Below are 14,787 nucleotides of genomic sequence, written 5' to 3' on the forward strand. Positions count from 1 at the left end.
CGCCATTTACTCAGGTTTAAGTAACTAATTTTGCTTTTAACTCAGATACTTGAGCTTTTTTAATAAGCAAAACTATTATCCTACTTGTAAAGCAATCATTTTTTTGATGGTATGAAGTACAGCATCTTCATCGTTCGACTTTGTCACAAATTGCGCAACTTCTTTGATTTGCTCAAAGGCATTACTCATCGCAAAGCTATAAACTGCACGTTCTAATAATTCCACATCATTTAGACCATCACCAAATGCCATGGTTTCTTCTGGTGTGACGTTGAGGATTCTTTGCAGTTCTGCGACTGTCGTCCCTTTGTGGACATTATGATTGGAGATATCGATCCAAGCAGCTTCTGAAGCAACAATATAGGCTTGTTGTTTAAATTCTTCTAACTGTTTGACATGCTCAAAACATTTTTTTTGTGGATCAAAAACGGTGATTTTTACAAAGTCTTCTGCCATTTCCTTTAGACTCTCAACCGTCTTAACCTTAGCATAGGATCGATGAACCACTTTAGCTTCTTCTTCAGGTACAGTATTTTTGATGACTGCTGCACTCGGTGTGCAAGCGATGCTCGTATATTCATCAGAGATGTCCTCTAGTTTTTGAAGGATTTCAGTTCCGACTTTATTTGGCAATAAAGATTCGTAAATATATTCATCTTTGTGCTTGATTCTAGTAGCACTATCTCCTAAAATCCATAAATCTTTTGAAAACTCTGGACCGAATAATTCTTCGACACGTTCACACTGTTTGCCCGTACACGGTGCAAAATAGATATTTTGTTCATCCGTAAGCGCTTTCACTTCTGTATATAAATCTTTATCAAACGCTCCTTTACTATTTAAAAATGTTCCATCTAAGTCCGTTAATATCAATTTGATCATCTGAGACCCTCCTAATTCTATTTAATTAACCTCCTTTATTAAGTTTATCAATTAATAGGTGGACGTCAAGTATTAAATGAGAGAAATAGGTTGGTTTGACTATTACAGCTACATATTTACATTTATACTTGCGTCCGCTATACTTAATTAAATAACTTAATAAAGGAAAACCTCAATAATGACAATCAATAAAAATCTAATACGTCAAACAAATTTAAATCGAGTGATCTCTTTACTATTCCAACATCAAAAACTATTTTCTTCCGAAATCGTTGAAGCAACAAAGATCAGTATGGTGACGACCAATTCCTTGGTGAAAGAGTTGGTGTCTGAGGGTTTTTTATTTGAACATCCTAACAAGCCAAGAGAGATTGGTCGTCCAGCAACGCAATATGAATTCAATTATGATAGAAAACATTCACTGCTCTTTGTTTTTCGAGAAGAAAACAAGCAATTATATGTAGATATTTTTACGATTGATTTAAAAGGGGACCGATTAGCAAAGCAGACACAACCTTTTCATGAGATCTCTCCTTCTGCCTTTCAACTGTTACTTTCCAATCATTTGAAGAGCGCATCAACTATTTCCTCTATTGGATTTTCAATTCCTGGTAAAATCTCAGAGGGCGTAATCACTTCTAGTTGGTATGAAAAAATGGATCGTTGGCCTATCCATCAACTGATTGAAGAAGTGACTGATCTTCCTTACTATATCCAAAATGATGCCCATCTTTTTACGATCGGTCATTGTCTTTTGAAACAACTTCCATTATCTGAAACGATCGTAGGCATCTATTATCCACAAAATAGTATGCCAGGTGTCACGTTACTTGCCAAATCATCTTTGATCGAAGGACATGACTCGCTAGCTGGTGAAGCAAAATATTTCCCTTTATTCTTAGATCAAGGGAGTCCTAATACACCTATTGAACTTGCTAAAAATCTTTCTTCTTTGATTATTACGTATAATGCTTTGATTGCTCCAGACAAGTTCGTCTTAGCTATTGACCCAGATATTAAGCCGCTCGTAGAGGAAACTTTAGCGCAAAACCGTTATTTGCCGAAACAGCCCAATGCTCCTGTATTCAGCTATCTGGATGATTTAGAAAGCAGTATCGTTTTAGGACTCCATTGGCTGATGTATCACCATACGCCTTTTGATCTCGCATACTATTGAATTTTTCACAAAAAAGTGTTACCGAAACATCTCATTTGTTTCGGTAACACCTTTTTTATATGGTATTTAATTTTTCCAGCTTGCAACTTTTTCTTGGTTCTTATCGATCCATTCTCTTGCTGCTTGTTGTGGATCTTTGCCGTTGTTGATTTCCAACATGACTTCTTCCATGTCTTTTTCTGTCCAGTTGAATTTATCCAACACAGCGTATGCTTCTGGTTGATCTTCTTTTAAGCCTTGGCGGACGATAGTGTGGATTTCTTCCGCATCTCCCATCGCATTTTTTGGATCTTCTAGATATTTCAAGTCATACTTCGCAAACATCCAGTGTGGTGTCCAACCAGTAAAGACGATTGGTTCTTGATTTTTGATTGCTTGTCCTAATGCAACCGTCATTGCACCTGAAGAAGAGGTCTCAACTGTCCACCCCTCCAGATTTGGATATTGGGCAATCGTATTTTCTGCAGCATTCACCACACCTGCACCAGGTTCGATACCGGTGATTTTTTTGCCTGCTTCATCGGTTAGATCCGCAATCGAGTTAACATCCATGTATGCTGGAACAGCTAATCCGACTTTGGCACCTTTCAAGTTTGCACCTAGATCATCGACTTGATCTTTGTATTGTTCATATTGAGAACCATGAGTCTTAGGTAACCAAGCAGCCACCATTCCATCTGATTCTCCTTTTGCAACGGATTCCCACATGATCGAATTATCAAGAGGTGTCACTTTCACATCATAGCCCATCTCTTTTAAGACTTCTGCTACGACATTTGTTGAAGCAACTTCTGTATCCCATTCCACATAAGAAAGATTGATCGTGTTTGTTTCTTTTGTTGAAGAACTAAAACTTCCAACACCGATCGCACCTAATAAAACAACGACTACTGCACCAATGATCACTCCTTGGCGCTTTTTATTTTTTTGTTTCGCAGTACCTGCTGCTTTTTGATCATTTGGTTGATTCAAGTGTTGCGTAAAACGGTCAATGATAATGGCTAAGATCACCAACGCTACCCCATTGACAAAACCATTTCCGACTTGTGCACGTTGTAGAGCAGAAAGGACACCACGACCTAAACCAGGCGCTCCGATCATTGAGGCAATCACGACCATTGAAAGAGAAAGCATAGTTGTCTGATTGATCCCTGCCATGATCGTTCCTTTTGCTAGTGGTAATTCAAGTTTCACTAGTTTTTGCCAACTCGTACTACCAAATGAATCAGACGCTTCTACTAACTCTTTCGGTACTTGGCGAATACCTAGGTTCGTAAAGCGAACAGTTGGTGGTAAGGCAAAAATCACTGAGGCAAACACCCCTGGAACCATACCAATTCCGAAAAAGGCAACCGCTGGAATCAAATAAACAAAACCAGGCATTGTTTGCATAAAGTCAAGGATCGGTTTAATGATTCCTTGCGCTTTATCATTTTTCGCCATGAGAATACCAAGAGGTACACCAATGATGATCGAGATCACACTAGATAGTAAAACCAATGTGACAGTATTCATCAAATCTGTCCATAGCCCTTGATTATAAATGAACCATAAGCCAATCAAAGTAAATAATGTCAATCCGGGTCGTTTTTTTGAAATAAAGAACGCTGCAACTGCCATTAAAAGAATAAATAGTGGTGCTGGTATCACTAATAAAAGATTCGTGATAGCTGTCATCACTGCTTGACCAATCGTTTGAAGGAATGAGAACAGTCCTGCGAACGTTGTTGTCAACCAATCAGTGATCGTTTCGACCCAGTCAGCGACGGGTATTTGATAGTTCAATAGATTATTCATGTTCGCTCACCTCACTTGTTGCTGCTAATGCTTCGATTACGCTACCTCGGATAATAACGCCTTTTAATTTCCCGTTATCAACCACGGCTAATGGAGTCGGCGAATCATAAATAATATTGAAGATATCACTAACTAACATATCTTTACCGATCACGGTAACATTTTCATCAAGGAAATCGATCAATGGACGTTTTTGACGTCTTGCTTCTAATGCTTGATCTGCTGTAATGATCCCTTTTAAGTTACGTTTTCTATCAACAGCCATCAACATGCTGACTTCTTCATTACGCATACGTGTCAACGCAACGTTTGGACCATCTGATTCGATGTTTGTTGTTAGTGCAGGAACCATGATGTTTTGCGCCGTCAAGACTTTCGAGCGATCGACTTCTTCAACGAATTCTCTCACGTAATCATTGGCTGGATTAGTCAAGATTTCTTCCCCAGTACCGATTTGCATGATCTCTCCGTCTTTCATCAACGCAATGCGATCCCCGATACGCAATGCTTCATTTAAATCATGTGTGATAAAGATGATCGTTTTTTGCACATTGGATTGTAGTTCCAATAACTCATCTTGCATTTCACGACGAATCAATGGATCAAGTGCTGAGAAAGCTTCATCCATCAATAGGATCTCTGGATCATTTGCCAATGCTCGGGCTAACCCAACACGTTGTTGCATCCCACCAGATAATTGACTAGGATATTGATCTTTAAAGGATAACAAGCTTGAGTTCTCTAACGCTTTTTCTGCTTTAGCTTGACGTTCTTCTTTAGGAACACCGCGAACTTCAAGACCGTATTCTGTATTTTCTAAAATCGTACGATGTGGGAATAGACCGAAGTTTTGGAACACCATGTTGATTTTGTGACGACGAACTTCGCGAAGTTCTTCTTTGCTAAGTGTTGAGATGTCTTCTCCATCAATCAAGATATTGCCAGATGTTGGTTCAATCAAACGATTCAATAGACGGATCAATGTTGATTTCCCACTCCCCGAAAGTCCCATGATCACGAAGATCTCACCTTCTTGTACATCAAAACTCGCTTCATATACACCGACAGTTGCGCCGGTTTTTTGTAAAATCTCTGTTTTCGATTGGTGCTTTTTCATCATTTCCAAAGCAGTTTGTGTTCGTTTACCAAATATTTTCGTTAAGTTTTTGACTTCTACTTTTACCAAACAAATTCTCCTTTGTATGTAAATTCATTTTTCTTTCTGAAAAAAGTGACCACACTACGATAACACCATGTAGTCACTTTGTCAAAATTCAAGCATCTCTATTCTTAGTGAAACTATACAAAAAAATGGTCAATCCCTTATCAGTATAGGGATTGACCAAAATTAGAATTAAATGAGATTTTTCTTATCCGCTCGTTCACTGCCCATCTGGATAAAAAAAGTTTGTCATTCGTTGCAGCGTATACTCGTTCCCAATAAAGTGGACAGTATCCCCCGCTGAAAATTTAGCATATGGACCAGGCGAGACCAACAGTTCTTGATCGTGGGAAATTGCAATCACTGTTGCACCAGTGGCTTGCCAAATATTCAATTCGCTGATGGATTGGTTTAAGTGAGCCGCTTCCTCTGTCAAAGCAAGTTCAAAAGGCAGAAGTGGGTTCATCTTATGTATTCGTTTCGTTTGGCTCACCAGTTGATCCAATAGTTGTGAAAAATGGTTCAATTCTTCTTGTTGTTTTTTCACGCTTTCCATGATTTCTGCTTTTGTTTCTTGGATCGATTGCACATCTTGGTATTGTAAAAGGAAATCCTTTGCTTTTTCTTTAGATGCTACAAACGCGCCACTGCCATGACGAACTTCCATGATCCCCAGATCGACCAAAACATTGATTGCTTTACGAGTCGTCTCTGGCGAAGCGTTATACGTGCTTGCTAAAGTGGATCTTGCATGGATCTTCTCGCCGATTTGATAACGATTTTCTACGATTCGTTCAGCCAAATCAACAGCGATCTGTTGATAACGTGGGCGAACCAGTTTGGTTTTTTCACTCATTTTATTCTTCCTCTTTCATCTACTTGTCAGCTAACATCTTACTATGGACGCTTCAAAGAAGCAAAAGTAAACTGGTTTTATTTTTTTCTTCTATACAAGAAATCCGGTAGTTATCAGTTGATTTCTCAAACTAAACAGTTCGTATCACTCACTTCGAGAATAAAGCGACAACCACGAAAATCAAAAAATTTTCGTGGTTGTCTTTTTGTTTCTTGCGCTAAAAAATAAATTTCATTTAACTTGTAAATTTTTTCAAATAGTCACTACTTACATCAAAATGACGGCTAGGAAATTCTGGGAAATAAAGATCACTTGCCCACTGCCAAGCTGCTGTATCTGTATGCAACGGATTTTTATCAGAAGGATCGTAGGGCCACTGTGCAACCCAACAATTTTCTTTTACTAGACGTGTCATATCCAATTTGTTTTCGGTGAACCAAGAAGCACTCGAATAGTGGACGACGTTTTGATAGCCTCCCTGTTGGATCGCTTTTTGGAAAACCAATGCATTATCTGTCACTTTGTCCACGTTCATCTTTGGATTTTCGCTATCGTTGACAACAACAGTTGACGATGACAGGTTCAACTCTCTCATATAATCCAATAAAAACTGAGCTTCCCCTTTTGTGTCAGCTTCTTCATTGAACCACGCATAATGATAGACACTTACTTTTAGGCCTGCCGCAACGGCTGAAGCAATCTGTTCAGGAGCAAGCGGATTTTTATACGAGTCTCCTTCAGTCAATTTTATGACTACCCCTTTAATGCCGTAGGTTTTCATCGTTTGAAATTCTTCACTCGATATCTTGCCATTATTGGAAGATATGTCAATAAAATCTTTAGCTGGTCTGCCTGGTTCTGCAGCGGAGATTCCTGAATCGTCTGTCAGACTTCGAGTGAATGGCTCTGAGAATTGGTTGCTGCTACCTAACACATGTTGATTTTTTTCAGTAATCGTAGGTTTGATTGGAATCGAAGTTGCCTGTGCTGTTCCTCCAACGTAAACTAGTAAAGTAAAACAAATAACACCTACCCATTTGACCATTGTACGCATCTTGGATCGCTTCCTTTTATTGAATTTTCAAAGCATCAACAAGACGTCCTGTTGGCTCTATTTAAACAAAAATCTAGGAATAAAAAAACTGATAACATGACAATTAACCAATTTTTAAACATAACATCGTTATTAAAAATTAAAAAAATATTGTTAGTTCAATTTTTACAACATTTATCATCTTACTACTATATATAGTGAGTACTCTTTTGACTTTTGCTATTTTGATTCGGGTTTCTCTTTTCGATGATCCTTAGACGCTTCATGATCATTTTTCGTTTTGTGAAAAAATTTCTATCTCTAAAATGTATAAATACCTTTTTCTTCTGGTTTTGATCTGCATTTATTTCTCTTCTTCTTTCCATCATTTTGCATACCTTTTTCGTTTGTGATTTTTCGATCGAACATTCATTTATTGGCAAGCAAAGGTTAAAAAAATATTTTTTAACGGAGTTTTCCACAAGCATTTCTGTATTAATACAAGCGAATCTGCACGAGATACTTGTTTTCATTGTTTTTCAAAAACCACAAAACATAGTATTCCACAATTTCCACAACACAAGATGTAGTGTTTGTTGATTGACTTTTTTACTAATAGATTTATACTATTGATTATAGAGAAAACACACGAGCAAGGAGGCAAATAATAATGAACGTAAAAATCTTTTCAAAAAATAATTGTATGCAATGTAAAATGGTGAAACGCTTTTTAGCTGAAAATAAAATCGACTTTGAAGAAGTAAATATCGACGAGCAACCTGAAGCAATCTCATGGTTAAAAGACCAAGGATTCCAAAGTGTTCCGGTCATCACTTCAGACGCAGCGACTGTCATTGGTTTCAGACCAGATCAACTACGTCACTTAGCTAGCTAAGAATCATTCAAACAGTTGTCAAATAGATCGAGGATTTACTTGATCCTCTGCCACCATGGATTTGATGGACTTACGGATATTGTCCGTAACCTCCCCAAATCCTTTTTTACAGCAATGAACACCACTATATCTTGTGGTCAAACACGTATCATCAAAATCAAAAAGAAGGTTGGGCGTATGTATGAGTCTTAAAAATCTAAAAGATGTCAGCTACTTTAAGCTGAACAATGAAATCAATCGACCAGTCAACGGGCAAATCCCTTTAAATAAAGATAAAGAAGCTTTAGCTGCTTTTTTTGAAGAAAATGTCAAACCAAATACGATGACGTTTCCAACAGTGATCGACAAAATCCAGTATTTGATCGACAACCAATATTTAGAAGCAGAGTTCATTCAATTATATAGTAGTGAATTTATTGAAAAACTTTATCAATTCCTATTCGAACAAAACTTTACATTTAAATCATTCATGGCAGCCTATAAGTTCTACTCTCAATATGCGTTAAAAACAAATGATGGTTCTGCCTACTTGGAATCTTATGAAGATCGTGTCGCATTCAATGCGTTGTACTTTGCGAATGGCGACGAAGAACTAGCCTTAGCTTTAGCTGATGAAATGATCCACCAACGTTATCAACCAGCAACCCCTTCATTTTTGAATGCTGGACGTAAACGTCGTGGTGAACTTGTTTCTTGTTTCTTGACTCAAGTAACGGATGATATGAATTCAATCGGTCGTTCGATCAACTCTGCCTTACAACTTTCACGAATCGGTGGTGGTGTTGGGATCACACTTTCTAACTTACGTGAAGCCGGAGCGCCGATCAAAGGATACGAAGGTGCAGCTAGCGGTGTTGTTCCAGTCATGAAATTGTTTGAAGATAGCTTTAGTTATTCGAACCAATTAGGACAACGTCAAGGTGCGGGTGTCGTTTATTTAAACGTCTTCCACCCAGACATCATGATGTTCCTTTCAGCAAAAAAAGAAAATGCAGACGAAAAGATTCGCGTGAAGACTTTATCACTTGGTGTGATCGTCCCAGATAAATTCTATGAATTAGCACGTAAAAACCAAGAAATGTATCTATTCAGTCCTTATAGTGTGGAAAAAGAATATGGTGTGCCATTTTCTTACGTAGATATCACTGCGGAATATGACAATTTAGTCGCAAATCCAAATATCCGTAAACAAAAAATCAAAGCCCGTGATTTAGAAAATGAAATCTCTAAATTACAACAAGAGTCTGGTTATCCGTATATCATCAATATTGATACGGCAAATCGTGAAAATCCTGTAGACGGTAAAATTATCATGAGTAACTTATGTTCTGAGATTTTACAAGTACAGACACCTTCTGTCATCAATGGCAAGCAAGAATATGAAGAGTTAGGGACAGACATCTCATGTAACTTAGGTTCTACAAACATCGTCAATTTGATGGATAGCCCTGACTTTGGTCGCTCTGTCCGCACGATGACTCGTGCATTGACGTATATCACAGATGCTTCAGACATTGACGTGGTTCCACCGATCCAAAACGGGAACAAATTGAATCATACGATCGGACTTGGTGCCATGGGACTTCATACTTATTTTGCCAAAGAGCAAATGGAATATGGTTCCGAAGAATCAATTGATTTTACCAATGTTTATTTCATGTTGTTGAATTACTGGACACTTGTTGAAAGTAACAATATCGCACGTGAGAGAAAACAAGTCTTCCATAATTTTGAAAAATCAGCTTATGCAGACGGCACTTATTTTGATAAATATGTCACTGGCGAATTCCAACCAAAATCTGAACGAGTTGCTGCTTTGTTTGATGGTATCTTTATTCCGACTGCCCAAGACTGGGAAAACTTGAAGCAAGCAATCATGAAAGATGGTTTGTATCACCAAAATCGTTTAGCTGTAGCACCTAATGGTTCTATTTCTTATATCAATGATACTAGTGCAAGTATCCATCCGATCACTCGTATGATCGAAGAACGCCAAGAAAAGAAAATTGGGAAAATCTATTACCCAGCGCCTTATTTATCAAATGAAACAATCCCGTATTACACTTCTGCTTATGATATGGATATGCGTAAAGTGATCGATATTTATGCCACAGCACAAAAACATGTGGATCAAGGAATGAGTATGACGTTGTTTATGCGTTCAGAAATCCCAGAAGGTTTGTACGAATGGAAAGAAACGACAAAACAATCCACACGTGATCTAAATATTCTAAGACACTACGCTTTCCACAAAGGAATCAAATCGATTTATTATGTACGTACGTTTACAGACGATGCAGAAGAAATCGGCAGCAACCAATGTGAAAGCTGTGTGATCTAATTTCACTTAGTGATAGAACCCGTTACTGGATTTTAATAAAGGAGCATTCTCATGTCAGAAACTTATTATGCAGCGATAAACTGGAATGAAATTGAAGATATCATTGATAAATCGACTTGGGAGAAATTAACTGAGCAATTTTGGTTAGACACACGTATCCCTTTGTCAAATGACTTAGACGACTGGCGTACGCTTTCCCAATTAGAAAAAGATACAGTTGGTCACGTATTTGGTGGATTGACTTTACTTGATACCGTCCAATCAGAAAGCGGGATGGATCAATTACGTAAAGATGTCCGCACGCCCCATGAAGAAGCGGTATTGAACAATATCCAATTTATGGAGTCTGTCCATGCGAAAAGTTACTCTTCGATCTTCAGTACATTGAATACGAAAAAAGAAATCGAAGAAATCTTTGAATGGACGAATACCAATCCTTATCTACAGAAAAAAGCGGAGCGTATCAATGAGATCTACAAAAACGGTACGCCGTTAGAGAAAAAAATTGCGAGTGTCTTTTTAGAAACCTTCTTATTTTACTCAGGATTCTATACACCACTTTATTATTTAGGAAATAATAAATTAGCCAACGTGGCAGAGATCATCAAGTTGATCATTCGTGACGAATCTGTCCATGGCACGTATATTGGCTATAAATTCCAACTAGGTTACAACGAATTACCTGAAGAAGAACAAGAAACATTGAAAGACTGGATGTATAATTTGTTATATGAATTATACGAAAACGAAGAGCGCTACACAGAAGAATTATATGATCCAATCGGTTGGACGGAAGAAGTCAAAACATTCTTACGCTACAATGCAAATAAAGCATTGATGAATCTAGGAATGGACCCACTATTCCCTGATACAGCAAACGATGTCAACCCAATCGTGATGAATGGGATCTCTACTGGTACAAGTAACCACGATTTCTTCTCTCAAGTCGGAAACGGCTACCTATTAGGTAACGTAGAAGCGATGAAAGATGAAGATTACTTGATTGGTTTAGACTAAACAAAAAAAGAGCTTGGATATTGCATCCTCGCTCTTTTTTTGTTTCTCTTTAACCAACTACCAACCTTAGTTCTGCCTATTTTTTATCTAAATAAAGATGTGCTGGATACGTCATATATTCGACAGGTTGCAATTGATCGATCGTGACATAGCCTGCGTTTGAATTGATCACCGTCGGTATCCGGTTAATCAACGTAGCGCACGTATGCTTTGGTGTATCTGGTTTGGTCACTTCAAATTGCATACTTGGTGTTCCTTCGATCGACCAAGTACATAAATCGCCTTCACCTGTCTGATAGACTTTCCCAGTACAACCGACTTCCACCACTGGACCTTGTACCGTTTCAATCGTTGCAACGGCAGACATGCCGATCGCTTCACCTGCTTTGATCGGCCGTTCCATTGTTTTCGATGGAATATCTTTATCTAAAACGATTGGAACGTTCTTTTGAGCAATGCGTTTGATCGTCCAACCCATTTTGGCACAGATGGCTTCTGCGGTCATCCAAGAATAGGAAGGCAAATCGGTTGCATTGGCAATTTCTTTGTCAAATTTTACTTGATCATAGCCCACACCATGCGCTTCCGCTAACGCTTTCCCATAGTGTTCGACATCATAACTAACTTCCCCACTGATTTTTTGTACATCATTCATGCCAGCAGCCAGCAGCGTTGGAAACAACACCCAGTAAATATCTTGCATTCCTGTTCCTGAAATCGTAACGTTGTTGGCTTTTGCGATTTTATCCAAACGATTGGTTTCTGCAACCGAAGTCGTCCAAGAATATAAAGCTTCTTCACTGATTGTTAAAACATTGACTCCATAGGTCAAGGGTATCTCTAAACTTGGCATGAAATCTTTGATATAACTAGCTATCGTGACTAATGCCACATCGGCATCACAGTTTTGAAATACTTCATGGGGATCGTTAGAGATTTTCACTCCTAAAGCTTGGTCATATCCTAAATATAGCCCTAGATCCTGACCGATCGCCTCTGGACGATTGTCTACAGCTCCAACGATTTCAATATCTTTTGCCATGGCATATTTGATAATCTCTTTCGCCATTTTTCCACAGCCGACTTGGACCATACGAATTTTTTTAGTCATTGTATTTCCCTCACTTTTTAGAAAATTTTTAAACGAGCTCACGAATATCGTCAACGGTTCGCTCAAAGACTTCCCCCACTTCAGGACAGGTCAGTTTTCCTTTATAGGTACCGATTCCTGGTAGGATCTCTGGATACGTTTGGATGACTTCTGTCAGTGATTGGGAGGCTAAGCCCTTGATATATCTCATCGTGACATTCGTTAAAGCTAACGTAGACGTTTGAGGAACTAAACCTGGCATATTCGCAACCGAGTAGTGGATCACTCCATGTTTAACGAAAGTCGGTTCTTCATGGGTGGTTGGCTGGCTCGTTTCAAAACAGCCGCCTTGGTCAATCGCAATATCCACTAAGATCGTTCCTTCTTTCATCTGCTTCACTAATTCTTCTGTGATAAGATGTGGGGCTTTTTTACCTGGTAATAAGACTGAACCAATCACGATATCACTAGTCAATGCCATTTTCTCAATATTCGCTGGGCTTGAGTAGAGGGTTTTTACTTGTCCATTAAACATCTCTGACAATTCACGTAAGCGGTCGACATTGATATCTAAGATCGTCACATCTGCTCCTAATCCGTGCAAGTAATGTGCCGCACTCACTCCGGCGATCCCACCACCTAAAATAGTTGCCTGAACCGGTAAAACACCTGTTACACCTGAAATCAATTTTCCACTTTGCTTCGCTAAAATCTCCGCACCCAATAGACCGCCTAAACGGCCAGCGACTTCACTCATTGGTGCGAGTAATGGGAATGCTCCGTTTTTCGTAACCATTTCATAGGCAATCGCTGTTGTTCCAGACTTGATCAATGCTTCAGTCAATTCAAGATTTGCGGCTAGATGCAAGTACGTAAACAAAATCAAATCGTTTCTAAAGTATTGATATTCTGATGCTAGTGGTTCTTTGACTTTCACGACGATTTCTGCCGACCAGACTGTCTCTGGATCAGCTTTGATCTGAGCGCCAGCTTCACGGTATTGACTATCTGTAAAGCCTGATCCTTCCCCTGCACGTTCTTCTACATAAACGATATGACCTGCTGTTACTAACTCTTTGACTCCTGCGGGTGTCACACCTACACGTTTCTCTGAATTTTTGATTTCTTTTGGTACACCAATGATTGTCATATTATATCCTCCTTTGAATTATTGTTGCTTTTGCCACTTCTCAAAGCCCATATGAATCGCATCGAATAGTTGATCTGCGTTTTCCTTTGAAAAGGTCAACGATGGTGAAATGATAATCGTTTGTAATTCATCACGTAGCAAGACGCCTGCATTGATGGCATAATCAGCCACGGCTTGTACATTCTTTGCTGTTTGTTCCACATCATATTTCCCTGTATTCTCAAAATCGATAGCGATCATCAAGCCTTTTCCACGAACATCACTAATGCAGTCATATGTTCCTTCAAGTCCTTTTAGACGTTCCAATAAATATGCACCGACTTCACGGGCATTTTCAACTAAATTTTCTTCTTCCACAATACGTAAAGCTTCTAATGCTGCCACACAGCCGAGCGGATGTCCACCGTAAGTATGCCCATGGATAATGACATTAGCTCCATTGGTCGCTGATTCGATGCCTTCAACGATGCGTTTGTTAAAAACAGTAGCCCCTAGTGGAACATACCCAGAAGATAATCCTTTCGCTAGAACCATAGCATCTGGTTTGATGCCCCAGCCACGACTACCAAAAAGATGTCCTGAACGGCCAAAACCTGTCACCACTTCATCTGCAATCAATAAAATATCATAAGTATCACAAACCTCCCTTAAAGCTGGCCAATAAGAAGTTGGTGGAACGATGATACCGCCAGCACCTTGGATCGGTTCAGCAATAAATGCAGCAATATGATCTGCGCCAATCTGTTCAATCGTTTCAACTAGTTCAGCGATACAGTGTTTTGTCAATTCTTCTGGATCTTGGCAATTCCAATTATTTTTCTTCAAATGCGGGGAAGAGACACGTACACAATCTTGTAAACCTGGACCAATAAATTCCCGATAGATTGGGTTGCCACCTATCGACGTTCCACCATAATGCATCCCATGATAGGCTTTTTCCAATGACAGAAATACTTTCTTTGTCGGTTTACCTACTGCTTGCCAGTATTGTCTTGTGATTTTTAAAGCAGTATCTACTGAATCACTTCCTCCAGAAGTAAAGAATACTTTCGCCATCTCTTCTTCTTGCGTCATTTGAATGATTTTTTCTGCCAAGTCATATGCCTTGGGATGGGCAATATTCGTAAACAATTGATAGTAAGATAATTTTTCCATTTGATCAGCAATTGCTCGGTTCATTTCAGGGCGATTATGACCAACGTTCATACACCATAATCCACCAACACCATCGAGTAATTTTCTCCCCGTATCATCATAGATAAAATTCCCATCTCCACGTTCGATAACGATTGTTTCTTCTTCACTTGCTCGAGTATCCGTCATCGGATGCCAAAAATACTTTTTCTTGCGATTGTTCATATTATTCTCTCCTTTATCTGCTTTCCTG

Annotated in this window: 12 protein-coding genes; 4 read left to right on the forward strand and 8 right to left on the reverse strand. The window is 38.9% G+C overall.

What is annotated here, in order from left to right:
- Window positions 1-75 precede the first annotated feature (75 nt).
- On the reverse strand, window positions 76-882 hold the full coding sequence (locus IGJ49_RS12465) for a Cof-type HAD-IIB family hydrolase (protein ID WP_438723714.1): 807 nt from the start codon (window positions 880-882) through the stop codon (window positions 76-78).
- A gap of 178 nt (window positions 883-1,060) precedes the next feature.
- On the opposite strand from IGJ49_RS12465, the gene IGJ49_RS12470 reads away from it, so the two are divergent.
- The gene (locus IGJ49_RS12470; protein ID WP_438723716.1) at window positions 1,061-2,059 is read left to right on the forward strand and encodes an ROK family protein; all 999 of its coding nucleotides are present in this window, start codon (window positions 1,061-1,063) and stop codon (window positions 2,057-2,059) included.
- 66 nt (window positions 2,060-2,125) lie between these two features.
- On the opposite strand, the gene IGJ49_RS12475 is transcribed toward IGJ49_RS12470, so the two are convergent.
- The 4 genes from IGJ49_RS12475 to IGJ49_RS12490 all read right to left on the reverse strand — a co-directional run bounded on the left by IGJ49_RS12475 (window position 2,126) and on the right by IGJ49_RS12490 (window position 6,928).
- Window positions 2,126-3,856 (reverse strand): ABC transporter permease/substrate binding protein, encoded by a 1,731-nt coding sequence (locus IGJ49_RS12475; RefSeq protein ID WP_010734322.1) that lies wholly within the window; start codon window positions 3,854-3,856, stop codon window positions 2,126-2,128.
- Window positions 3,849-5,042, reverse strand: a complete 1,194-nt coding sequence (locus IGJ49_RS12480; protein WP_019723090.1) for a quaternary amine ABC transporter ATP-binding protein — start codon at window positions 5,040-5,042, stop codon at window positions 3,849-3,851. The genes IGJ49_RS12475 and IGJ49_RS12480 overlap by 8 nt, the downstream gene beginning before the upstream one ends.
- Before the next feature lie 196 nt (window positions 5,043-5,238).
- Window positions 5,239-5,874 (reverse strand): GntR family transcriptional regulator, encoded by a 636-nt coding sequence (locus tag IGJ49_RS12485; protein WP_010734320.1) that lies wholly within the window; start codon window positions 5,872-5,874, stop codon window positions 5,239-5,241.
- Window positions 5,875-6,109: 235 nt separating this feature from the next.
- Window positions 6,110-6,928, reverse strand: a complete 819-nt coding sequence (locus tag IGJ49_RS12490; protein ID WP_438723720.1) for a GH25 family lysozyme — start codon at window positions 6,926-6,928, stop codon at window positions 6,110-6,112.
- A 649-nt stretch (window positions 6,929-7,577) separates the two neighbouring features.
- On the opposite strand from IGJ49_RS12490, the gene nrdH reads away from it, so the two are divergent.
- The 3 genes from nrdH to nrdF all read left to right on the forward strand — a co-directional run bounded on the left by nrdH (window position 7,578) and on the right by nrdF (window position 11,160).
- Window positions 7,578-7,802 carry a glutaredoxin-like protein NrdH gene (gene nrdH, locus IGJ49_RS12495; RefSeq protein WP_010734318.1) on the forward strand — a complete coding sequence of 75 codons (225 nt, stop codon included), beginning with the start codon at window positions 7,578-7,580 and terminating at the stop codon, window positions 7,800-7,802.
- Between the two features lie 181 nt (window positions 7,803-7,983).
- Window positions 7,984-10,143 carry a class 1b ribonucleoside-diphosphate reductase subunit alpha gene (gene nrdE, locus IGJ49_RS12500; RefSeq protein ID WP_062806161.1) on the forward strand — a complete coding sequence of 720 codons (2,160 nt, stop codon included), beginning with the start codon at window positions 7,984-7,986 and terminating at the stop codon, window positions 10,141-10,143.
- A 51-nt stretch (window positions 10,144-10,194) separates the two neighbouring features.
- Entirely contained in the window at window positions 10,195-11,160 is a 966-nt protein-coding gene (nrdF, locus tag IGJ49_RS12505; RefSeq protein WP_010734316.1) for a class 1b ribonucleoside-diphosphate reductase subunit beta, read from the forward strand.
- Between the two features lie 76 nt (window positions 11,161-11,236).
- Here the strand turns inward: nrdF and IGJ49_RS12510 are convergent, their stop codons facing one another.
- The 3 genes from IGJ49_RS12510 to IGJ49_RS12520 are packed head-to-tail and all read right to left on the reverse strand — an operon-like array spanning window position 11,237 to window position 14,759.
- Window positions 11,237-12,271 carry an NAD(P)H-dependent amine dehydrogenase family protein gene (locus tag IGJ49_RS12510; RefSeq protein WP_375148523.1) on the reverse strand — a complete coding sequence of 345 codons (1,035 nt, stop codon included), beginning with the start codon at window positions 12,269-12,271 and terminating at the stop codon, window positions 11,237-11,239.
- A 28-nt stretch (window positions 12,272-12,299) separates the two neighbouring features.
- Window positions 12,300-13,400 (reverse strand): alanine dehydrogenase, encoded by a 1,101-nt coding sequence (gene ald, locus IGJ49_RS12515; protein ID WP_023520329.1) that lies wholly within the window; start codon window positions 13,398-13,400, stop codon window positions 12,300-12,302.
- Window positions 13,401-13,418: 18 nt separating this feature from the next.
- The gene (locus IGJ49_RS12520; protein ID WP_023520330.1) at window positions 13,419-14,759 is read right to left on the reverse strand and encodes an aminotransferase class III-fold pyridoxal phosphate-dependent enzyme; all 1,341 of its coding nucleotides are present in this window, start codon (window positions 14,757-14,759) and stop codon (window positions 13,419-13,421) included.
- Window positions 14,760-14,787: the final 28 nt, after the last annotated feature.

Source organism: Enterococcus sp. AZ171 (genome assembly GCF_051714005.1).
GTDB lineage: Bacteria > Bacillota > Bacilli > Lactobacillales > Enterococcaceae > Enterococcus_B > Enterococcus_B pernyi.